The following is a 21,391-nucleotide window of genomic DNA, read 5'->3' as shown; positions in this document are numbered from 1 at the left end:
TAAACAGGATGACAGCAGGTGACAATCGCCGTTCTTTTCGATATAATAAAAGGATGCATCCTCCATGCCGGCTTGCGGGTTGAGCCGTTGACGAAGCAGGGGGTTATCCCGTTCACCGAAATAGCGGCATTGGTTTTTATTTTTTAGTTTATTTAATACTTACAGTAAAGCAGAGGCCATATGAGAGAGAGAAAGTATTCCATCATCTTGAAGTTCATATCAGTAGCCGTCATATTATCGCTCATCCTGGCGGCATGCGCTCCCGCTGATTTCCTTTCCGGAACCGGCGGCGGTGAAGGCGGTGAGGAGCCGCCACCTCCAGAAGATCCGCCTCCTCCAGAAGATCCGCCGCCTGCGGAAGATCCGCCGCCTCCGCCACCTGCGGAAGATCCGCCGACTGCAGAGGGCGGTGATGGTGGAAACCCAACCGCCACATATACTCCTTCTCCCACCGTGGAAGCCCCTGTGGAACCTGCGGCGGGCGGAGACGTTCCAACGGAGACCCCGACAGCCACAGTGGATCCCGCACTCCCGATTGTGGATACTCCCACACCGACGGAGACGGTTGATCCCAGTCTCCCTGTGGTCGATACCCCCACGCCGACTGAGACAGTCACTTCCACTCCAACCGAAACGAGCACCCCCACCCCAGAGGCCGCCGCAGCCTTGTCGTTGGTTAACGAGCCTTATATCGGTTTGGGTGTGCAATGTAATAATAATCTTTCCGCCACGTTTACCATTACCAATGCCGGCGGTGACTTAAGCGGCGGCAGTTATTCGGTCGAAGAGCCCGGACAGCCGACGCAAAATTTCTCGCTGGACCTGGCTGCAGGCCAGAAGATCTCCTTCGTCACTGCAGGGAATGCCACGGTCAAAGTCAATTACACGACCTCCACGCTCGAGCAGGTGAATCTTTCCGCCACCGGGACGTGCCTGCCGTTACCGTCACTCACACCCACCCGCACACCCACCCCTTCACGGACACCGACAGTGACCCGCACGCCCACGCTGACCCGCACCCCAACTGCCACGCGGACACCCACGAACACCATTACCCCGGGTCCGTCACCGACACAGACGGAGACGCGCACACCAACTGCCACGCGGACGCCGACGAACACGAATACTCCCGGTCCATCACCGACACGGACTCCGACCAATACACGCACTCCCACCCGCACGCCTACTCCTTCGCGGACTCCCACGAACACAAATACCCCCGGTCCATCACCAACGGTGACGCCTTCCCGCACACCCACTGTCACACGGACACCCACGATAACAAGGACACCTTCCTTAACGCCAACGATCACGTTGACACCAACGATCACGTTGACGCCAACGGCGAGTCTGACGCCAACCTTCACCCCGCTCCCTGTGGATGGGCAATTGGATCTGTCCGTGTTCTGCAACCCTGACCTAAGCGCCACGTTTGTGATCAGCAATATCTCCGGTGCTGTCAGTAACGGTTCCTACAGCCTGTCGGTACCGGCTCAGAGCGGCCCGATCAATTTGGGGCCGGGTCAGTCCCAGTCAATCAATGGCGCCGGTTATGCGACCATGACAGTTACCTATTCGACATCCTTCCTGTCCTCTGTGACGTTGAAGGCGGACGGCAATTGTCTTGCGCGACCAACGAGCACGCCGACCTTCACACCGACCAGCACAGCCACGCCGACTTTCACACCGACCATGACGGTGACCCCGACGATTGTCTGGGATAAATCCAGCCTGAATATCACCGGAGTGTGTTCGGCGCAGGGCAAGGCGACCTTCACGGTGACCAACACCGGGGAGGCCGGCGGCGGCGACATGAAGACCGCAGTCAACTGGTATATGTATGTCGACGGTGTCCTGACGGAAACCGGCACGCTGCAGTTGAACGGTGGACAGAGCCAGACCTTTGAGTTTGGACCGTATTCAGGCCAGAAGGTCATGATGCAGGTGGATCCTCCTCCGGGCCACCCCGGCAACCCGCAGATCCGCGCGGACGTGACCTGTTCGGTGCCGACGGCCACCTTTACACGCACCCCAACGGCGACCGCCACACGCACTCCAACGCCGAGCAACACACCAACCAATACGCCGACGGTGACGCCGAGCAATACACCAACCAACACGCCGACAAATACGCCGACCAACACGCCCACGGCGACACCGAGCAATACGCCCACCAATACACCGACCAATACCCCGACGGTGACACCGAGCAACACGCCAACCAACACGCCAACCAATACGCCAAATCCGCCGGCCTTGACGGCCTCCGGCGTATGCACCGGCATAAATACCGGCCTTGCGACCTTCGTCATTTCGAATAGCGGCGGCGATATGCCGGGTGCGTATACCTATGAGATCAGGGACGATACCAACACCTTGGTCGACAGCGGTTCGTTCCAGCTGGCTTCCGGTCAAAGCAAATCCATCAATGTCAGCGGTTCGTCCAGTTCGTTTACGCTCTCCAGCCCGAATGACGCCAGCCTGACCGCCCAGGCGGACATGACCCCCTGTACCATTCCTCCTCCTCCGCCCCCGGTTCTGGCTGTGACCAGCGCCTGTACCGCCAATGTGAGCGAGGCAACCTTTGTCATCACCAATACCGGCGGTGATATGCAGAGCGCATATGCCTATGAGATCAAGGATGATGCCAATAGCGTGGTTACCAGCGGCAGCTTCCAACTGGCGGCGGGTCAAAGTATGAATATTTTAATCAGCGGTTCGTCCAGTAATTACACGTTCACCAGCGTGGATGACGCCAGCCTGACCACCCAGGCGGACATGACGACCTGTGTCCAACCGCCGCCCCCGCCGGCGCTGGCCGCAACGGGTGTATGTACCTCCTCCAATGCAGGTGAAGCCAGCTTTGTGATCACCAACAACGGCGGTGACATGCCCGCGGCCTATACCTATGAGATCAAGGATGCCAACGGCACTGTTGTGGATACCGCCACCTTCCAGTTGAGCGCGGGTCAGAGCATCACCCTCAAGGTGAACGGTTCCTCCAGCTCGTATTCGCTCTCCAGCCCGGATGACGCGGCCTTGAACGCTCAGGCGGATATGAGCGCCTGTGTGCCGCCCCCGCCCCCGCCCGCACTGACGGCAACCGGGTTGTGCATCATGGACACAGTTGCGTCAAGGTTCACGATCACCAACAACGGCGGCGGCATGCCCGTGGCGTATATCTATGTCATCACGGATGATAATGGCAACGTGGTGCAGAGCGCCACCTTCCAACTCGGCGCGGGCCAGAGTACGACCATCAACATCAACGGAAGCTACACGGGCCTGATCCTGTCCATTACCGACGACAAGAACGTGACCGCCCAGGCGGCAAGCGCCTACTGCGATGAGCCCATTCCGCCCATTGGTGCGGCGGCTCCCAGCATCTGTATCGAGTGCCTGGTCTTCCATACCTTCCGCGATGACAACCTCGAGATCTACCGCCTGGACGGCATCGAAGGACAGCCCGGCTTCGTGCTGTACAACCTGTCCAAGCACGAGGCGATCGACAGCCGCCCGAGCCGCGCCCCGAACGACTCGAGCGTGGTCTTCCAAAGCAACCGCGACGGCAACGTGGAACTGTACTATACCGACCTGACCGGCAGTTCTGAACCTGTCCGATTGACGAACACCCAATCGAACAACACCAACCCGATGTACGGTCCGGATGCGCGCACCATCGTCTATCAAAGCGACAGGAACGGTACCAGCGACCTGTTCATCGTCGACCAGAACAGCGGCGAGGAGATCCAGATCACCAGTGACCCGGCCGACGACGTCAACCCGTTCTACTCGCCGGACCTGGAGTGGCTGGTCTTCCAGAGCAACCGCAACAACAAATGGGACCTGTTCATCCTCAACGTGGAAACAGGTAACGAATTCCAGTTGACCGACAGCGCGGCGGATGAGACCTTCCCCAGCTGGTCGCCCAACGGCAAACAGATCGCCTACCTGTCCAACGAGGACGGCGCGACCGACCTGTATGTGGTCGACGTGAACGGCGGGAACCTGAAGCGCATCACCATTGACGGGCGCACGAACAACCCCGTCTGGTCGCCGGAAGGCAACCGCATCGCCTATCAATCCGAACGCAACGGCAACCTGGATGTCTACAGCTACGACCTGCTGACCGACACGGAATACCGGGTGACGGATTACGAAGGCGCCGATTCAGGCCCGACCTGGGACTGCGGCGGCACGAACCTGGCCTTCACCTCCACCCGCGACAACGACCCGAACATCTTCCAGGTGTTCTGGCAGGGCGGCGGCGCCAGCAACATGACCATCGATCCCGCCACGGACAAGTGGTCGCAATGGAGACCCTCCAACGACGTTTCGAGCGCCGGTTACTAAGCCGCTGTTCGAGACCGGAATATGACCATAAGAAAGGACGGGCGTCACGCCCGTCCTTTCGATTCTATTTGGCTGAAGCCTGTTGCGCCTTCAGGCGCGGACTCCCGCCTGCGCAAAATAGCTGCGCACCTTCGCCGCGAACTGGCGGTCGGTCATCTTGTCGGCGGGGAAAATGCCCGAAACCGGCGGACAGGCCTTCTCACGTTCGAGGCGTTTCTTCAATTCCTTCTTCGCCTCGCCGGGACCGAGGATCAGGACCTCGTCCGCGCCGCGCAGGCGGGCAATCAGGCTTTCATAGTACTTGTTGAGATGGCCGTCATATTGCTTGTCGAGCTGGTCGTCCCCTTTTTGATATTGGGCGCTGTACGGCGCGCGGGAACGGGACACCCCGCGCAGGCGGAGATGCTCGAGGCCCGATTCGATTTTGTGCATCACTTCGCCATCTTTGCCCACCGTCAGGATCACCGCCCGTTTGTGGTCAATCCAAATGCCGATCTGCTTCGCCATGGATTCATCCTTTCTGTGTGTGCCACTTTCAGTATACGCCGTTTGCAGGGCGCGCACAAACCGAAACCTGCATTGCGGGATGCTTCACGATCCCCGACGAGCGGGGAGGGAGTGGACTCCCGCAAAAAGACACTCCTCTCCATGATCCGGATAGGGGGATGGATATTCATTTGAGCGTCACGCCAACTGAATCTTTAATTTCTTCCCCAACGCGGACGCGGCGCGTTCGAGCGTGACCAATGTGATCGAGACATTGTCAGGGTCAAGCAGGCGTTCCAATGCGGCGCGGCTGGTCTTCATGCGGCTTGCCATTTCGGTCTTGCTGAGATTTTTCTTTTTCATTTCTTCGGCGATCTGATAGGCAATCACACGCTTGATGGCGACTGCCTGCACTTGTTCGTAAATGCCATCTTCCTTGAGGAAGTCGTCAAAGTCGCTTCCAATATGCTTTTTGTTCATTTCTCAATCCTTCTCTATATTCTTCAGACGGCGATGGGCGGTATCCAAGTCGTCCTGAGGTGTCTTTTGTGATTTCTTGACAAAACCATGCAAGAGAATCATCGTTTTGTCGATCACAGTGAACAGAACTCTGGCAATTCCTGAACTGATATGTGAGCGGACCTCCCACAGTCTGCGTCCCAATTTTCGTATCAATGGCATCCCAAGGGGCCAGCCATACTGGGCTGTCTTGATATCTTCACCGATGGCTTGACGGTCTGCCTTGGGCAATTCCTTCAACCACTCGCGGACAGGTTCTTTGCCTGATTCGCTTTTATAGAATTTTACGTTTAGGATTGGCTCCCGATCCTTGTTTTCATCCACGCGTAGAGTGTACCAAAATTGATACATTTGTCAAGGAGGTGGGGCTGGAAATAAAACCCCTCCACAACCCTTCCTCCGCTTCGCTACGGAATGCTTCGCGATCCCCGACGAGCGGGGAGGGAGCAAATACCCGCTTGAAACCAAGCATGGACTTGAAAGCTCAGACCACAATTTCATTGAAAAGAAACCATGCCCATACCCTCCCCTTTAGGGGAGGGACAAACGGACCCGGCGATCACGGCGCTCATCAGGGAGAGGTCCAACCGCTATGCCGATTATGACTTCAATCAGGGTGAAGAAAATTTCCCAGCTCAAAAATTATCTTAATTAGGGAGGACTCCATATATACCAGCAGGGCTTCGCCATAGAATATTTATTACTCTTTTACTTAAACCAAACTTCTCGGATAATACAATTTCCACTTTTGGGAGTAAGCAGGGCCTTGCATTTCATAATCCAGATAAAAATCGTATTGAATTGGCGCAAAAGCAAGAAATTCTTTAATGGCTTTAGTACCATAGGTACCTGCCCTGTCAATATAAAATCCTATGCTTTGATGGTAAGGGTAAACATAGTTCAGCGAACGAAGTGTTTTGCTTAGTTTGGTAATTGATACATTTGGTTGCGCGATTTTATACGCTCGAAGCACCGAATTTACTCCCCCTGCATATGCAGGCCGCACAGCAATATCTATAAGTGTTCTCTCAAGATTAGTCACCGCCACATCAGCGCCACTTGGCATCTTAATATGAACTACGCCATAGTTACCTGATTGTTTTCCGCTGAGTAGCCAATAGACTTTCCCTTCATGATTTGTCTGAGCCGTAGTAATACGTTGCTTCTTTTTGAAAGCATTGTCTATTCTGCTTTGTTCTAAATTTCCGCCAGCCAGCCTAGCGGATTGCTCATTATTGAAGAATATGCTTTCAGGCTCGTAATCTATAAGCCCATGTAAATGCATCGCAGTTAAATGTGAATAATAACCGTTTGGTCTTAGGGCACTTAATAGCGTGTATTTGTCAATCGAATCCCAGATATAAAGCGTTTCAGTTCTGGGTGTTTGAAATGCTATCTTGTGGAGTCGGCTTTCTTCAACCAGGAACGTCTTGAGGTCATCAATGCCTATGTTACCTTCATAGAACTTGAGATTGATAATATTTTGAAGGATTTTTTTCAGTTCACGATTCACAAGTGGGTAACCATTGACTGATGCTTTTACAATGGCTTCGACCTCTTTTTTATGACTTTCCAGCACAAGTTTCTTGTTTTTTGAAATTGGCATTGATCTAATTCCTTTTCATGTCCTGGTTTTACAGTATATATACTGTAAAACCAGGACATGAATTTGTCAATATATCCAATCTCAGGTTGTATTGCAGTATATATACTGCAATACAACCTCTGTAATAAGGCATTGGGCACAACGAAATTACTGTAGTTCTGTTGAAACTACAGTAATTTCGTTGTAAAATAGTGTATAGGTGCTTACAATGAAAAAAGATAAATTCGAAAAACATATAAAAATTTTCCAAAAAAACCATGGTATTCTACGAGCAATTACAGCAATAAAATTGGGAATACCAAAACATATAATCTACGAGATGCTACATGACGGCGAATTGATACAAGAATCTCGCGGATTGTATCGCTTGGCGCAATCGCAGCCCTTGGGAAACCCTGATCTGGTTCAAGTAGGACTCCAAATACCAAAAGGTGTTATTTTTCTTATATCTGCACTTTTTTTTCATAATTTGACAACTCAAATTCCTGATAAGGTATATGTCGCATTGCCACAATATATAAAGAAACCCAGAATTGATTATCCCCCACTAAAATTCTTTTACCTTTCAGAAAAAACTTTTGGGGCAGGTATAGAAGAGCATACAATCGATGGAGTAATGGTAAAAATATACAGCAAGGAAAAAACGGTTACTGATTGTTTTAAATATCGCCAACAAATAGGTAAAGACATAGCGCTGGAAGCTCTAAAAGATTACATGCGTCAATCTTCTCCAGATATAAATCTTCTGATCGAATACGCAAAAATCAACAGGGTTGAAAAGATTCTACGACCATATATCGAGACGCTATTGTGAAAACATACCCTAAAAATATCCCCGCCTCCATACACGCACGACTTGCCAATGAAGCAAGAAGGTTACGAAAACCTTTTGGCGACATTCTTCAGCATTATGGCATGGAACGTTTTCTTTATCGGCTATTCAGGACCAAATATGCAAACAATTTTATTCTCAAAGGCGGTTTGATATTTACGGTTTGGGAAATACCACTTCGTAGGCCAACAAAAGACATAGATTTCCTGGGGTCTTTCGGTAATCGAAAAGAGACCATGCTTGAGGCAGTGAAAGCTGCAATTGCTGTAGAAGTCCCAGAAGACGGGGTTGAGTTTGACATCAACACAATCATGATTGAAGAGAGACAGGTTGATGCTGACCGTTTTGGCATTCACGCCAGTTTTCTAGGATATTTGGGAAGAGCGGAAATTCCCATGCAAATCGACATTGGTTTTTCTGATGAGATAACCTCCCCGAGTAAAGAAATAAGATATCCGACTCTGTTGAGTAATATGGGCGCACCGATATTAAGAGGATATCCACCTGAGGCAGTTGTGGCCGAAAAATTTCATGCCATGGAACGGTTTTCAGCATCACCTAGTCGGTGGAAGGATTATTATGATGTTTGGTTAATTTCCGAATATTTTGAGCTTGATAGCCAATCTTTACACAAGGCAATAGACACCACATTTAGGAATCGCAACACAAGAATTCCATACAAAAGGCCCACGTCCCTAACAGCCGAATTCGCTTCTATATATAAAGATGGCTGGAAAAGTTTTGTAAGAAAAAACGACCTGGAGTCCAGTGAGGTTGGGGATTTAGCTTTGATGGTTGAGAAGATATGGAAGTTCTTGGAATACCCACTGAAAATATTGGCAATTCAAAGTGGTGAAAAAGATCATCGAAACTGGAAACCTCATGAGGGAAAGTGGAAATAATTATAAATAAATGGGACGGTCTCTCTTTATACCGTCCCATTTCCAATTACTACAACTTCGCATCCCGCCTCACCACTTTCGCCGCCGAGGCGGGATGGTGACAGCCTTTATTCTTCCTTCTTCCGCTCTTCCTGCTGGCGCTGTTTCCGTTTCTCTTCCTGCTCCTGTTCGAGCTGCAGTTGATCCTGTTGGCGCACTTTTTGTTTCTCTTTCTGTTCCTGTTCGAGCTTCAGTTGATCCTGCTGGTGCTGTTTTCGTTTTTCCTCCTGTTCGTGCTCCAGTTTCTGCCGTTCCTGCTGCCGTTTTGCCTGCTCGTCTGCCTGCTGTTGTTGCATGATATTTTCCTTCTAGCTAGAATTCGGGTCACGACCTGCAATTCTAGGTCGTGACCCGAATTGACTGATTACAACTTCGCGAACCTGCTGACCACCTTCGCCGCCGAGGCGGGACGATCCATCACGCCGCCCTGGTGGATCAGGATGGGTGTGTCCAGTTTCGCGTACGCCAAATCCACGTAGGCTTGACCCGTCAGGAAGCGCTCCGAGTCGATCGCGCAGGAAGTCACGAAGCCGATGCGTTCGCCGTTCGCGTTGACCACAGGGTCGCCATTGTGTGCCATGCGCACGCGCTGGTCGTCGAAGCGGAAGCGGATGACCACGCCCTTGCGCTCCTGCTCGCGCGCCACGAAGGCATCCCGACCGATGAACCACGGCTTGTAGGTCTTCACGTACGAACCAAATCCGCCTTCGGCAACGCCCAAGTCCCTGCCGCCGCTGAGGGACGAGTAGTCCAACGCGCTGGCAGTGGATGTATCGAGTCCTGCGGGCAGGGAACCAAGTCCCATCTCGTGACCGTACAACGGAAGTCCCGCTTCGGTTCTCAAAGAGTCACGCGCGCCCAAGCCGATGGGCTTCACGCCGAACGCTTCGCCTGCTTTCATCACCGCCAGCCAAAAGTCCACGGCGCGCTCCGGGTGGACGAACAACTCGAACGCCATCTTCTCGCCTGTGTAGCCCGTGCGTGAGACGATGAGATCAAATCCACCAGCAACGGCATCGCATAACTCGGTTCTCTTCAACTTGGCAACGCGCGCCTTGGCCTTGTCATCCATGCCCATCGCAAACAAAATGTCGCGGCTCTTCGGTCCTTGCAGCGCAATATCAACTCTCATTGCGGAACCAGCTTTCGGGTCCCGTAAGTTGCGGATCTCGGCGTTGTAGCCGTAGGTCCGCGCCCACGGGCGGGCTCCGTCAATGCGCACTGCACCGTCACGCACCGCTTCCAGCCATGTGCGGTCCTTGTCATCGTTCGATGCATTCACCACCACGAGGAAATCATTCCAGCCGCGGCGATACACCAGCGTGTCGTCGATCACGTCCGCTTCGGGCGTGAGGAAATGCGTGTACAAACTTTCACCGGGCAGCAGTCCACCGCAGTCATTGCCGCAAACCGTGTCGAGGAACGAAGCCGCATCCGCGCCGCGTACGTCATACGCGCCCATGTGCGAAACATCGAACAGTCCCGCCGCCTGACGTGTGGCAAGATGCTCTTCAAAAATGGAGGTATACACCACGGGCATTTCCCAGCCTGCAAACGGAACCATGCGTCCGCCCAGATCGCGATGCGTTTGATTCAGCGCCGTTTTCTTCAATTCCCCTTCCACTTCATTCCATACAAAGGAAGGCTTCGCCGCTTCATTGCCTGCGGGAGAGTTGATTCCGATATGGAAAGGTTTCTCCACGCTGACGTTTGGTTTCTGCACCACCAACACACTCGGCTTTACATTTTTCTTCTTCACATCCGAAACAAGGAACGGACCAGGCAAACGCTTGGTACTGAAATCTTTTTCGCCATTCAAGTTGAATGACATGTACCCATCGGAGAGATCGCGCAGCCAGGTGGCAACGATGCCTGTCTTGGCGGCTGGCACTTCAATTTGATAGGTGTTCTGGTCTACGCAGGTCAGCACGACTTTGATCATGCCTCCTGTCCCCTTTAGGGGATGAGGTGTCGTGATCGTCGTCACCGCCGATTTGCCCTTCTTCAACGCGGACATATCGCACGCCGCCGCATAATCCAACACCTGACGAATGCGCCGCCCGCTCAGTTCAAAGACGCCGCTCTTGCTTTTATCGTCGATGTAATAGAAGTGCGGGTATCCGCTCTTCTCCACTTTGAAATCAATGCCCACAGATTCAGAAAGCTTGCGGATCTTCAACCTGGCATCGTTCAACACACCGAAATCCAATTTCGCCCTGCGCTGTTTGCCCTTGCGGACAGTATCCACCGCATGCGGCGCGCACGCCAGCAAAACATCCGCGATGACATCGGCAAGTTGGCGCGATTGCTTCTCGTTGAATCCGCGCTGGGTGAGCCATGGTGTGCCGAGGCGAATGCCTGAAGGAGCCGCCGCGCTCTTATCCCCAGGGATGGTGTTGCGATTGACAACAATGCCGACGATATCGAGAATCCGCGCCGCCTGGTCACCGCTGAGTTTCGTGCCATCTTCTCCGATGACAGAGGAACAATCCACATTCAGCATGTGACAATTCGTGCCGCCGAAGGGCACGCGCAGTCCGCGTTTGACGAACTGATCTGCCATTGCCTGCGCATTCTTGACGGTCTGCGACTGTAATTTTTTGAATTCCTTGGTCTGCGCCAGTTTGAAGGTCAGCGCCAGGCCAGCGAAGACGTTGACATGCGGTCCACCCTGCTCACCGGGGAAGACGGCTTTGTCGAGTTTCCTGGCGATTGCGCCGTCAGTGGTCAGCAATACCGCGCCGCGCGGTCCATTCAACGATTTGTGCGTAGTGGACATAACCACATGCGCATGTCCAATTGGCGAGGGGACAACTCCCGCCGCGACCATGCCGCCGATGTGGGAAATATCCGCGAGCAGGTACGCGCCGACTTCATCAGCGATCTCACGGAATTTCTTCCAATCGGGAACCCATGAATAGGATGAGTAGCCCGCGATAAGCAATTTCGGTTTGGCTTCGTTCGCCAGTTTGCGGATGGCATCGTAGTCAAGTTTTTCGTTCACATCCACCGAGTAATGAACAGCATTGAACCATTTGCCGCTGCGGTTGACGGGTGAGCCGTGCGAGAGATGTCCGCCGTGCAGCAGGTCAAGTCCCATCACTGTGTCACCGATACTGAGCAAGGCTTGATACACGGCATTATTGGCAGGTCCGCCCGAAAGCGCCTGCACGTTGACGTAAATTTGATCGGCAGTAAAACCGTTGGCGGCAAAGGCTTGCGCGGCGCGTCGGCGGGCGAGCGCTTCGACCACGTTGGCATACTCCACGCCCTTGTAGTAGCGCGGGTCACCGTTGCGGCGATAGTTGGCAAGGCTGGCAGGGTAATCGAGGATCTCGTCCTCGCTCATCCAGCGCGTCTCTTCATCGGGGTAGCCTTCGGCGTAGATATTTTGGAAGGCAGACATCAAGGTCTCACGCACAGCCATCGGGGCAGTCGATTCGCTTGGAATCAGGATCAGCTTGCGGTATTGCCTCTCCGCCTCCAGTTGGGTCAGAGCGAAAACGTCGGGGTCGAGTTTGGCGAGGTTTCCGCGGAATAAATAATCAGCCATTATGTTCTCCTTTTGAGAGTTATTTTAATTTGTCAGACCATTTGATTGTAGACCCACAAAAGAAGGGGGTCAAGTGAGAAATAAAACATCCCACGTCCTGATTTTTATGACAATTCTGATGAGATGGAATTGAGGAAGAGGCGCATCTGCACCCGTCTTCGCTTTTTCGCCCGCCATGTTTGAAATAAAGTGTACCGCAGCCTGTTTGTGTGCGGCCGCAGCTCTCAAAATTCCCCCTTGACGCATCCGCCCGTCAGGCATAGAATAGCGCACAATATGCTTAAGTCCGCCCGCTGGTTTGCATTTTATTTTTATTACGGTTTCCGAGGTTCGGCTGCCGTTGGTGGCGCTTAAGTAAACAGGATATAACTCTGTTCACGTAAAAGAGCGAGACCACACGGTCTCGCTCTTTTTATTTATCTTTTGCAGGGGCGACCCGACAAGGTTGTCAAGGATCTTGCTCAATCTGGGTGGGTCGCCCCTGCATCGCAATGAGGAGCAATTATGCCAATCCGTGGAATTCGCGGCGCGACCACTGTCACTGCAGACGAACCAGATTTGATCCTGCACGCCACGCGCGAACTGCTGGAGGAAATCCTGGCAGAGAATGAAAGCATGCAGCCCGAGGACATTGCCAGCGCTGTTTTCACGGTCACCGACGACCTCGCCGCCACCTTTCCCGCGCAGGCGGCGAGACAAATGGGCTGGGGACCCGTCCCCATGCTGTGTGCACGCGAGATTCCCGTGCCCGGCAGTTTGCCGCGCGTCATTCGCGTGCTGGTGCATTGGAACACGGACACCCCGCAGGACGGGATCACCCACGTCTATTTGCGTGAGGCTGTAAAACTGAGGCCCGATCTGGTCTCGGCGCAGTAAAATCAAAGTATGTTGGTCGAGTAGACGCGAGCGTGGCGAGTGTCGTATCGAGACCACTGAAAAGAGGAGAACCGAATGATCATCGTCATGAAACCCAACTACACGCCCCAGCAGCTCGAGACAGTGGTTGCCGCCGTCACAGCGCATGGGCTGACCCCGCACATCACCTACGGGGTGGAGACCGCCATCGTCGCCGCGGTGGGCGAGTTCAATATTTCGTCTCTGGACCCGTTCGAAGTGTTGGAAGGAGTCGAAAGCGTGAAGCGGATATCCCAGCCGTTCAAACTCGGTTCGCGACAGGTACATCCCGAAAATTCCGTCTTCCCCATTGACGGTTTCACCGTTGGCGGGAATGACATTGTCCTCATCGCAGGACCCTGCGCAGTGGAATCCAAAAGCCAGATCCTTGAAACAGCCCACGCCGTGAGAGAGGCGGGCGCGAATGCGCTGCGCGGCGGAGTCTTCAAGCCGCGCACGTCGCCGTATTCCTTCCAGGGACTTGGCGAGCAAGGTCTTGAATTCCTTGCCGAAGCGCGCGAGCAGACGGGCATGCCCATCGTGGTCGAGATCATGTCGCAGATGCAGCTCGATATGATGCTCAACTATGTGGACGTGTTTCAGGTCGGCGCGCGCAACATGCAGAACTTCAACCTTCTGCGCGCGCTGGGTGAAACGCGCAAGACGATCCTGCTCAAGCGCGGCCTGAGTGCCACCATCGAGGAACTGTTGATGTCCGCCGAGTATCTTCTCGCGGGCGGCAACAAGCAGGTCATCCTGTGCGAGCGCGGCATCCGCACCTTTGAAACAACCACGCGCAACACCACCGACATCAACGCCATTCCTGTGTTGAAAAATCTTACGCATCTGCCCGTCATTCTCGATCCGTCGCATTCAACGGGTCATGTGGATTATGTCGCGGCGATCGCGCGCGCCGCCGTCGCCGCAGGCGCGGATGGTCTCATCGTCGAAGTGCATCCCGATCCCGCGCAGGCGGTTTCCGACGGCAAGCAATCGCTCAGGCCTGAAAAATTTGCCGAGATGGTCAAACAGGTCAAAGCCATTGCCGAGATCATGGAACGCCGTGTTGCCCCCGTCAAAAAGCCCGCCGCTGCCGGGTGGTAACCATGCAGGACGGCTTTTCGCTGGAACATTCGACCGTTGGGATCATTGGATTGGGGCTGATGGGCGGCTCGCTTGCCATGAACCTAAAAGGAAAGTGCGCCTGCCTGATCGGATGCGACCCGCAGCCTGCCACGCTCGAACTTGCTCTTTCCAAAGGGATCATTGACCGCGCTGAAAGCGACCCTGCAAATTTCCATACCCAAGTCGATATCTTGATTCTCGCAACACCTGTTCCATCCATCTTGAACTTTCTTGAACAATTGCCGGCCATCATTTCCCATCCCTGCATCCTCATGGACATCGGCTCGACCAAGCGCGTTATTTCTCAAGCCATGTCCGCCCTGCCCGAAAACTTCGACCCCATCGGCGGGCATCCCATCTGCGGAAAAGAAACGCTTGGCTTGGAAAACGCAGATGTGAGTTTGTACCGGAATGCAGCGTTCATCCTCACTCCGCTGGAACGCACCACACAACGCGCAACATCCGCCGTGAAAGAAATCATCTCAACCATCGGCGCAACTCCCATCGAAATGTCCCCCACCGACCATGACCGCATCCTGGCGTCCACAAGTCATTTTCCATTTTTGCTCGCTTCCGCCCTTGCTCATTCCACTTCACATGACTTTTCCCCCTTTATCGGACCAGGTTTCCGCTCCACTACCCGCCTCGCAGGGACCCCATCCCACATGATGCTGGGAATCCTCCAATCCAATCGAGACAATGTTCTGGACGCCATTCAAACCTTCCGCAATTCGCTCGACGAGATCGAATCCGCTTTGCAGGATGAAGAGTACACAGAACTCGAAGTTATTTTGAATCAATCGAGAGACTCTCACACTGCTTTGACCGAGGGCGGTAGACCGTAGCCCTCGTATTCTGCCTTTCGCCTGTTGAAATGAAGATCACCCCCATCCCCCACCCCCTCGACGCAACTATTTGCGTGCCTGGCTCCAAGTCGCTGACCAACCGCGCTTTGTTGATTGCCGCGCTCGCCAATGGGACCACGTGCTTAACCAATGCCTTGTTTTCCGACGACTCACTTTTTTTTGCCAACGCATTGCAAACTTTGGGGTTTGATGTTCAACTCGATGAGGCCAATCATGAAATGGCGGTCATAGGCTTGGGCGGGAAAATCCCTGCCGCCAATGCTGAACTCTTCATCGGTAATGCAGGAACCGCGGCGCGGTTTCTCTCCGCGTTTCTGACGCTCGGAAACGGTGAATATATTTTGGACGGCGAGCCGCGCATGCGCGAACGTCCGATGGGCGATCTGGCTGAGGCGTTGGGGCAGTTGGGTGCAAAATTGGAAACTGTGAACAATTGTCCGCCGGTGAAAATTTCCGCATCGGGTTTGCCAGGCGGTAAAACGAATATTGCGGGGAACATTTCGTCTCAATTTCTGTCCGCTCTATTGATGGTTGCTCCATACGCGCGATCCCCTGTTGAAATCGAACTCGCCACCGACCTCAACTCCAAACCCTATGTGGATATGACCATCGCCGTCATGCGCGATTTCGGTGTGGAAGTGCAGCGTGATGGTTACAAGTCGTTCCGCCTTCCCCTTACGGGTTACGCATCATGCATCACGTATGCCGTCGAATCCGACGCCTCCGCCGCCTCCTACTTTTTCGCCGCCCCTGCCATCTGTGGCGGGACGGTGCGCGTGGAAAATATCTCGCGCAGATCGGTGCAGGGGGATGTTGCTTTCCTTGGTATCCTCGCGAAAATGGGCTGCACGGTGGAAGAGACTGATACCTGTATACTGGTCACTGGTCGCTCCGAACTCCACGGCATTGACGTGGACATGCGCGACATCCCCGACACCGCCCAAACGCTCGCCGCCATCGCCCCCTTTGCTGATTCGCCAACGCGTATTCGCGGCATCGCCTCGGCTCGCGTGAAGGAGACCGACCGCATCCACGCCACCTGCTCCGAACTGGCGCGCCTCGGCGTCCGCGTGGAAGAGGCTGAGGATGGAATGACCATCTATCCCGTAGAAAAGATGCGCCCTGCCGTCATCCAGACCTACAACGATCATCGCATGGCGATGGCGTTCTCCCTCATCGGCTTGCGCTTCGACGGCGTCACCATCGAAAATCCAGCCTGTGTATCCAAAACGTTCCCAAATTTTTTTGAAGTATTGGACACGTTGCGCGGTCCCGCTCCCCATGGGAAAGGGCCGGGGTGAGGTGGCATGCACTTTCAATTTGGACTCGTTGGTTATCCGCTTGAGCATAGTCTTTCGCCAAAAATCCACAATGCAGCATTCAAGGCTTGTGGCTTACAGGGTGGCTATTCCCTGTTCCCCATTCACAAGGATGACAAACACGGATTGAAAGATTTGCTCACCCGAGTCCGTTCCGGCGAAATTCACGGACTCAACGTCACCATCCCCCACAAACAAAACATAATTGAATATATGGATGAACTTACACCCGTCGCCAATGCCATCAGCGCAGTCAATACGATTTATTTGCGTGAAGGCAAACTCGTCGGCGATAACACCGACGCCTCAGGCTTCTTGTCTGATTTGAAGAGGCATATAGGGAATTGGGAATTGGGAGCTGGAAAATCGGTATTGATATTAGGTGCAGGCGGTTCGGCGAGAGCGGTGGTGTATGCATTGGCCGATCATGGTTGGATTATTACCATCACCTCCCGCCGACTCGAACAAGCCCAGGAACTTGCCGCGCAATTTAAGAATGCCAAAACCATCGAACTTAACTTTCAAACCTTCCAACCTTCCAACGTTCAACTCATAGTCAACACCACTCCCGTCGGCATGGCTCCAAATGTAGACCGATCCCCCCTGCCTGGAAATCTGTCATTACCTTCCAATGCATTTGTGTACGATCTTGTTTACAATCCAGGTGAGACCAAACTGGTCCGCGATGCCCGCACACAGGGACTGTCCGCCACCACAGGCTTGGGTATGCTCATCGAACAGGCCGCATTGTCTTTTGAGATTTGGACTGGCTGCATCCCACCGCGTGATGTTTTGTTTGAAGCCGTAAGGGCGACCCGCCCTGATTGATCGAAACCTCGGACGACTGTGAAGGGTCGCCCCTGCTTTATGAATGGAGAACGAATGCTTCGATTTTTAACCGCAGGGGAATCCCACGGACCATCCCTTACCGCCATCCTCGATGGCATCCCCGCGGGACTTTCCCTCACGCCCGAAATCATCAATGAGGAACTTGCCCGCCGTCAGCAAGGCTACGGCTCGGGCGGACGCATGCAGATCGAAAAGGACACCGTGCAAATTCTCGGCGGTGTGATGGGCGGCGAGACTACAGGTGCGCCCATCGCCGTGTTCGTCCAAAACGCCGACCACGTCAAATGGAAGGGTAAGGCCATCGAGCCGATGACCGCCCCGCGCCCGGGTCACGCGGACTTAACCGGCGCGGTCAAATACGGCTACAAGGACCTGCGCCCCGCTCTTGAACGGGCATCCGCCCGCGAGACCGCCATGCGCGTAGCAGTGGGCGCGGTGTGCAAACATTTTCTTGCGCAGTTCGGCATCATCGTTGGCGGATATGTTTCATCCATCGGTGAAATCCAAACGGACTTTGGCGACATGCCCTACGAAGAGCGCATCATCCGCGCCGAAGAATCGGATGTGCGCTGTCCCATCGAAACCTCTGCGCAAAAAATACGCGCTGAAATCGAAAAGACCATCCACGGCAAAAATACCCTCGGCGGCGTGCTTGAAATTGTTGCGCTCAACCTGCCCGTCGGCTTGGGCAGCTTCGTCCAATGGGATCGCCGTCTCGAAGCCAAACTTGCCCATGCCATCATGTCTGTGCAAGCCATCAAAGGCGTGGAGGTTGGTGATGCGTTTGAGAATGCAAAACGCATCGGCACCCAGGCTCACGACCCTATCAACCTTCAACCTTCGACCTTTAACTTGCATCGCGCCACCAACCGCGCTGGCGGAACTGAAGGCGGAGTCAGCAACGGACAGCCGATCATCATCCGTGCTGCGATGAAACCGATCGCCACCACGCTTCTTCCCCAGCCGACGGTTGACCTTGCTGCGGGGACAGAATCTCCCACCAGGTACGAGCGCTCCGACTTCTGCCCCGTCCCGCGCGCCGTTCCCATCCTCGAAGCGATGGTTGCCTTCGTCCTCGCCGATGCCCTGCTCGAAAAACTCGGCGGTGATTCAATGGATGAAATGAAACCGCGTTTTGAAACCCTGCGCAAAGCCACGCTTGAAGACTTGCCAATGGATAACATCCCGCATGTATTTTGGGAATGACATAAAGGAATTTTATGACTCACATCTTCCTCTACGGTCCCCCAGGGACAGGCAAATCCACCATCGGAAAACTACTTGCACAGAGTCTCAAACTGCCCTTTATTGACCTTGACTGCGTCATCGAAACGAACGCGGGTATGTCCATTTCACAGATCATGGAATCACAGGGTGAACCCGCATTTCGTGATATGGAAACAATGGTGCTTAAGGAAACCGTAGGTCACGCTTTCCCCAAAGGGGACGCTGCCAGCGTGACAAATTCACAAGCCAAAGTCATCGCCCTCGGCGGCGGCGCATTGCTCCGTGACGAAAACCGCGCGTTCGCAGGATCCAATGGCAAAATCCTTCTGCTCATGGCGGAACTGCCGACCTTGCTTGAACGCATGAAAATAGAATCGGGAAAACGTCCATTGCTGGCAGGTGATTTGAGGGAAAAACTCACCGCCCTGTTGGAAAAACGCAGCGAACATTACAACTCTTTTCCCCTTAAACTGCACGTCGATGGAAAGACTGCCGAACAAAACGCACACCACGCGCAGGTTGCGCTGGGCAGGTATCACCTTTCCGCGATGGGGGAGTATGACGTCATTGTCGGAGATGTAGGTCGCGCTTTCCCCAAAGGGGACGCTGGTTGCGTGACAACCCTGCAAAACCCCATCATCGTCACCGACGAAAACGTGGCGAAATTCCATCTCGAAAAGATCCAGACCCTCTTCAATGCAAAATCCGTGATCGTACCCGCGGGCGAGGAGCATAAAAATCTCGCAACCGTCTCGCGTTTATGGGACGCTTTTCTCGAAAATGGACTTGACCGCAAAAGCACGGTCATTGCCCTCGGCGGCGGCGTGATCGGTGACATGGTGGGTTTTGCCGCATCCACCTATCTGCGCGGCATTGATTGGATCGCAGTCCCGACCACATTACTTGCGATGGTGGATGCGTCACTGGGCGGAAAGACGGGCTTTGACCTGCCCGAAGGAAAGAACCTCATCGGCTCGTTCCATCCCCCGAAGCTGGTCATTGCAGACCCAAGCCTTTTGCGTACACTGCCAGAACGCGAATTACGCTCAGGCATGGCGGAGGTCGTCAAGCACGGCATCATCTCAGACCCTGACTTGTTTGCCATGTGCAATCGCGGCATGGACTGGGTGAAAGCCAATCTCGAAGAAGTGGTCAAACGCGCGATGGCGGTGAAGATACAGGTCATCGAAGCAGACCCGTATGAGAGGAGCTTCCGCGCGGCGTTGAATTTGGGGCACACCGTGGGGCATGCGGTGGAACTGGTCAGCAAGTTTGAACTTCGGCATGGCGAGGCGATTGCCATCGGCATGGCGGCTGAGGCGAGGTACTCTGCCCGGGCCGGGCTGGCCGCTATGGGGTTGGTCGAGGCGATTGAGTCTACGTTGTCCAGTTTGGGATTGCCCATCCAAATGCCTGCTGACATGCCGCGAGAGGACATCCTCCGCGCGATGCGGGTGGATAAAAAGAAGAATGCGAAGTCCATCCGTTTTGCGCTGCCGATTGAAGTTGGCAAAGTTGAGTTGGTGGATGTACGTGATTTGGAGGATGTGTTGAAATGAAAATACTAATTCTGCACGGACCGAATTTGAATTTGTTGGGCACGCGCGAACCCGAAGTGTACGGCTCGGTGACATTGGATGGCATCAACGAAAAAATGATCACGTTGGGCAAAGAGTTGGGCGTGGAAGTGACCTGCCTGCAATCGAACCACGAAGGCGCGTTGATCGATGCCCTGCACGATGCGCGGACGTGGGCGGCGGGCGTGGTCTTCAACCCGGGCGGGTACACTCACACGTCGGTGGCGCTGCGTGATGCGATCTCGGCGATTCAGATTCCTGTCATCGAAGTGCATCTTTCGAATGTATATGCGCGCGAGGAGTTTCGGCACAAGTCTTTGGTCTCCGCGGTGTGCAAAGGCAAGGTGACGGGCTTTGGCTGGGGTTCGTATGAGTTGGGTTTGCGCGGGCTCGTTGATATAATGAAGGTGTGAACACCCAAATCATTCCTACAACTGAACCTTTTCTTCTTTCCGGCAATCGCACAGGCGTTTTGCTCGTCCACGGCTTTACAGGCGCGCCCAAGGAAATGCGCTGGATGGGGGAGTATCTTAACGAACAGGGATATACCTGTTTGGGGATTCGACTCGCGGGACATGCCACCGACCCCGAGGACATGATCCGCTCGCGCTGGACGGATTGGACGGCTTCAGTGGAGGACGGCTACCACCTGCTGCGCGATTCGACCGACCGCATCTTTCTTGCGGGACTTTCGATGGGCGGCGTGTTGTCGCTGTTGATGTCCACGCGATTGGATGCGGCGGGTGTGATCGCAATGTCCACGCCGTATTCATTGCCGCAGGACCATCATTATCCCGTGTGGCTCATCAAACTGTATAGCGTCCTCGTCAGATACCGCGGAAAGTCCAATGAAGCGCCTGGCGCAACATGGTTCGACAAGGAAGCCTTCAAGAGCCATGTGTCGTATCCTGAAAATCCGATCCGCTCGATTGCGGAGTTGAAACTGCTGACGCTTGAAATGCAGAAGGCGCTGCCGGATGTGCGCAAGCCCGTGTTGCTGATCCACTCGAAGAATGACAACTATGTGCCGCATGAAAATCTCGAGCAAATCTATGCGGCGCTGGTCAATGCTCCAGTGAAGGAAAAAGCATACGTCACCGAATCAGGCCACGTCGTCACGCGCGACGCGGCGCGTCAGCGGGTGTTTGAGTTGGCGCGCGATTTTATAAACCATGTCGCTGCGAGCGCGGAGCGCGAAGCAGCCTCCTAAACTGGGGGATTGCGTCGTCGGGCTTCGCCCTCCG

Annotated in this window: 18 protein-coding genes; 12 read left to right on the top strand and 6 right to left on the bottom strand. The window is 54.1% G+C overall.

The genetic code is table 11. The features are described 5' to 3' along the window. The first annotated feature begins 180 nt into the window (after positions 1-180). Positions 181-4,353 (top strand): DPP IV N-terminal domain-containing protein, encoded by a 4,173-nt coding sequence (locus tag QY332_21000; protein ID WKZ36091.1) that lies wholly within the window; start codon positions 181-183, stop codon positions 4,351-4,353. 90 nt (positions 4,354-4,443) lie between these two features. Here QY332_21000 and QY332_20995 read toward each other — a convergent pair whose 3' ends face one another. The 4 genes from QY332_20995 to QY332_20980 form a co-directional block, all read right to left on the bottom strand. Beyond that, complete coding sequence (locus QY332_20995; GenBank protein WKZ36090.1) at positions 4,444-4,860, bottom strand: hypothetical protein; 417 nt, start codon at positions 4,858-4,860, stop codon at positions 4,444-4,446. Between the two features lie 177 nt (positions 4,861-5,037). Continuing rightward, positions 5,038-5,319, bottom strand: a complete 282-nt coding sequence (locus tag QY332_20990; GenBank protein WKZ36089.1) for an XRE family transcriptional regulator — start codon at positions 5,317-5,319, stop codon at positions 5,038-5,040. Positions 5,320-5,322: 3 nt separating this feature from the next. Beyond that, positions 5,323-5,709, bottom strand: a complete 387-nt coding sequence (locus QY332_20985) for a type II toxin-antitoxin system RelE/ParE family toxin (GenBank protein ID WKZ36088.1) — start codon at positions 5,707-5,709, stop codon at positions 5,323-5,325. A gap of 361 nt (positions 5,710-6,070) precedes the next feature. Beyond that, on the bottom strand, positions 6,071-6,964 hold the full coding sequence (locus QY332_20980) for a hypothetical protein (protein ID WKZ36087.1): 894 nt from the start codon (positions 6,962-6,964) through the stop codon (positions 6,071-6,073). Between the two features lie 208 nt (positions 6,965-7,172). On the opposite strand from QY332_20980, the gene QY332_20975 reads away from it, so the two are divergent. Together QY332_20975 and QY332_20970 are read left to right on the top strand one after the other, a co-directional pair. Next, the gene (locus QY332_20975) at positions 7,173-7,778 is read left to right on the top strand and encodes a hypothetical protein (GenBank protein WKZ36086.1); all 606 of its coding nucleotides are present in this window, start codon (positions 7,173-7,175) and stop codon (positions 7,776-7,778) included. Further along, positions 7,775-8,698 carry a nucleotidyl transferase AbiEii/AbiGii toxin family protein gene (locus QY332_20970; protein ID WKZ36085.1) on the top strand — a complete coding sequence of 308 codons (924 nt, stop codon included), beginning with the start codon at positions 7,775-7,777 and terminating at the stop codon, positions 8,696-8,698. Before QY332_20975 ends, QY332_20970 begins: the two co-directional genes overlap by 4 nt. Before the next feature lie 107 nt (positions 8,699-8,805). Here the strand turns inward: QY332_20970 and QY332_20965 are convergent, their stop codons facing one another. Both QY332_20965 and QY332_20960 read right to left on the bottom strand, forming a co-directional pair. Next, positions 8,806-9,033 (bottom strand): hypothetical protein, encoded by a 228-nt coding sequence (locus QY332_20965; GenBank protein ID WKZ36084.1) that lies wholly within the window; start codon positions 9,031-9,033, stop codon positions 8,806-8,808. A gap of 68 nt (positions 9,034-9,101) precedes the next feature. Further along, positions 9,102-12,290 carry a serine hydroxymethyltransferase gene (locus QY332_20960; protein WKZ36083.1) on the bottom strand — a complete coding sequence of 1,063 codons (3,189 nt, stop codon included), beginning with the start codon at positions 12,288-12,290 and terminating at the stop codon, positions 9,102-9,104. Between the two features lie 504 nt (positions 12,291-12,794). On the opposite strand from QY332_20960, the gene aroH reads away from it, so the two are divergent. The 9 genes from aroH (at position 12,795) to QY332_20915 (ending at position 21,357) form a co-directional block, all read left to right on the top strand. Next, positions 12,795-13,166, top strand: a complete 372-nt coding sequence (gene aroH / locus QY332_20955; protein WKZ36082.1) for a chorismate mutase — start codon at positions 12,795-12,797, stop codon at positions 13,164-13,166. A 75-nt stretch (positions 13,167-13,241) separates the two neighbouring features. Next, the gene (gene aroF / locus QY332_20950) at positions 13,242-14,288 is read left to right on the top strand and encodes a 3-deoxy-7-phosphoheptulonate synthase (GenBank protein WKZ36081.1); all 1,047 of its coding nucleotides are present in this window, start codon (positions 13,242-13,244) and stop codon (positions 14,286-14,288) included. A 2-nt stretch (positions 14,289-14,290) separates the two neighbouring features. Then, on the top strand, positions 14,291-15,154 hold the full coding sequence (locus QY332_20945; protein WKZ36080.1) for a prephenate dehydrogenase: 864 nt from the start codon (positions 14,291-14,293) through the stop codon (positions 15,152-15,154). Positions 15,155-15,183: 29 nt separating this feature from the next. Next, a complete protein-coding gene (gene aroA / locus QY332_20940; protein WKZ36079.1) occupies positions 15,184-16,476 on the top strand; it encodes a 3-phosphoshikimate 1-carboxyvinyltransferase in 1,293 nt (430 codons plus the stop codon). Between the two features lie 6 nt (positions 16,477-16,482). Beyond that, positions 16,483-17,322, top strand: coding sequence for a shikimate dehydrogenase (gene aroE, locus QY332_20935; GenBank protein ID WKZ36078.1), 840 nt, complete (start codon positions 16,483-16,485; stop codon positions 17,320-17,322). A 54-nt stretch (positions 17,323-17,376) separates the two neighbouring features. Further along, positions 17,377-18,549: a chorismate synthase gene (gene aroC, locus QY332_20930; GenBank protein ID WKZ36077.1), complete on the top strand. Its 1,173-nt coding sequence runs from the start codon at positions 17,377-17,379 to the stop codon at positions 18,547-18,549. A 14-nt stretch (positions 18,550-18,563) separates the two neighbouring features. Next, on the top strand, positions 18,564-20,129 hold the full coding sequence (gene aroB, locus QY332_20925) for a 3-dehydroquinate synthase (GenBank protein WKZ36076.1): 1,566 nt from the start codon (positions 18,564-18,566) through the stop codon (positions 20,127-20,129). Next, positions 20,126-20,560, top strand: coding sequence for a type II 3-dehydroquinate dehydratase (gene aroQ, locus QY332_20920; GenBank protein ID WKZ36075.1), 435 nt, complete (start codon positions 20,126-20,128; stop codon positions 20,558-20,560). Before aroB ends, aroQ begins: the two co-directional genes overlap by 4 nt. Then, positions 20,557-21,357: an alpha/beta fold hydrolase gene (locus QY332_20915; GenBank protein ID WKZ36074.1), complete on the top strand. Its 801-nt coding sequence runs from the start codon at positions 20,557-20,559 to the stop codon at positions 21,355-21,357. Before aroQ ends, QY332_20915 begins: the two co-directional genes overlap by 4 nt. Positions 21,358-21,391 lie beyond the last annotated feature (34 nt).

Source organism: Anaerolineales bacterium (assembly GCA_030583885.1).
Classification (GTDB): domain Bacteria; phylum Chloroflexota; class Anaerolineae; order Anaerolineales; family Villigracilaceae; genus Villigracilis.
This window is presented reverse-complemented; position numbering and strand designations above follow the sequence as displayed.

Excerpts from the sequence above, each read along its gene's own strand:
- QY332_21000 (WKZ36091.1), top strand. The coding sequence starts at position 181 with ATGAGAGAGAGAAAGTATTCCATCATCTTGAAGTTCATATCAGTAGCC.
- QY332_20995 (WKZ36090.1), bottom strand. The coding sequence starts at position 4,860 with ATGGCGAAGCAGATCGGCATTTGGATTGACCACAAACGGGCGGTGATC.
- QY332_20990 (WKZ36089.1), bottom strand. The coding sequence starts at position 5,319 with ATGAACAAAAAGCATATTGGAAGCGACTTTGACGACTTCCTCAAGGAA.
- QY332_20985 (WKZ36088.1), bottom strand. The coding sequence starts at position 5,709 with ATGTATCAATTTTGGTACACTCTACGCGTGGATGAAAACAAGGATCGG.
- QY332_20980 (WKZ36087.1), bottom strand. The coding sequence starts at position 6,964 with ATGCCAATTTCAAAAAACAAGAAACTTGTGCTGGAAAGTCATAAAAAA.
- QY332_20975 (WKZ36086.1), top strand. The coding sequence starts at position 7,173 with ATGAAAAAAGATAAATTCGAAAAACATATAAAAATTTTCCAAAAAAAC.
- QY332_20965 (WKZ36084.1), bottom strand. The coding sequence starts at position 9,033 with ATGCAACAACAGCAGGCAGACGAGCAGGCAAAACGGCAGCAGGAACGG.
- QY332_20960 (WKZ36083.1), bottom strand. The coding sequence starts at position 12,290 with ATGGCTGATTATTTATTCCGCGGAAACCTCGCCAAACTCGACCCCGAC.
- aroH (WKZ36082.1), top strand. The coding sequence starts at position 12,795 with ATGCCAATCCGTGGAATTCGCGGCGCGACCACTGTCACTGCAGACGAA.
- aroF (WKZ36081.1), top strand. The coding sequence starts at position 13,242 with ATGATCATCGTCATGAAACCCAACTACACGCCCCAGCAGCTCGAGACA.
- QY332_20945 (WKZ36080.1), top strand. The coding sequence starts at position 14,291 with ATGCAGGACGGCTTTTCGCTGGAACATTCGACCGTTGGGATCATTGGA.
- aroA (WKZ36079.1), top strand. The coding sequence starts at position 15,184 with ATGAAGATCACCCCCATCCCCCACCCCCTCGACGCAACTATTTGCGTG.
- aroE (WKZ36078.1), top strand. The coding sequence starts at position 16,483 with ATGCACTTTCAATTTGGACTCGTTGGTTATCCGCTTGAGCATAGTCTT.
- aroC (WKZ36077.1), top strand. The coding sequence starts at position 17,377 with ATGCTTCGATTTTTAACCGCAGGGGAATCCCACGGACCATCCCTTACC.
- aroB (WKZ36076.1), top strand. The coding sequence starts at position 18,564 with ATGACTCACATCTTCCTCTACGGTCCCCCAGGGACAGGCAAATCCACC.
- aroQ (WKZ36075.1), top strand. The coding sequence starts at position 20,126 with ATGAAAATACTAATTCTGCACGGACCGAATTTGAATTTGTTGGGCACG.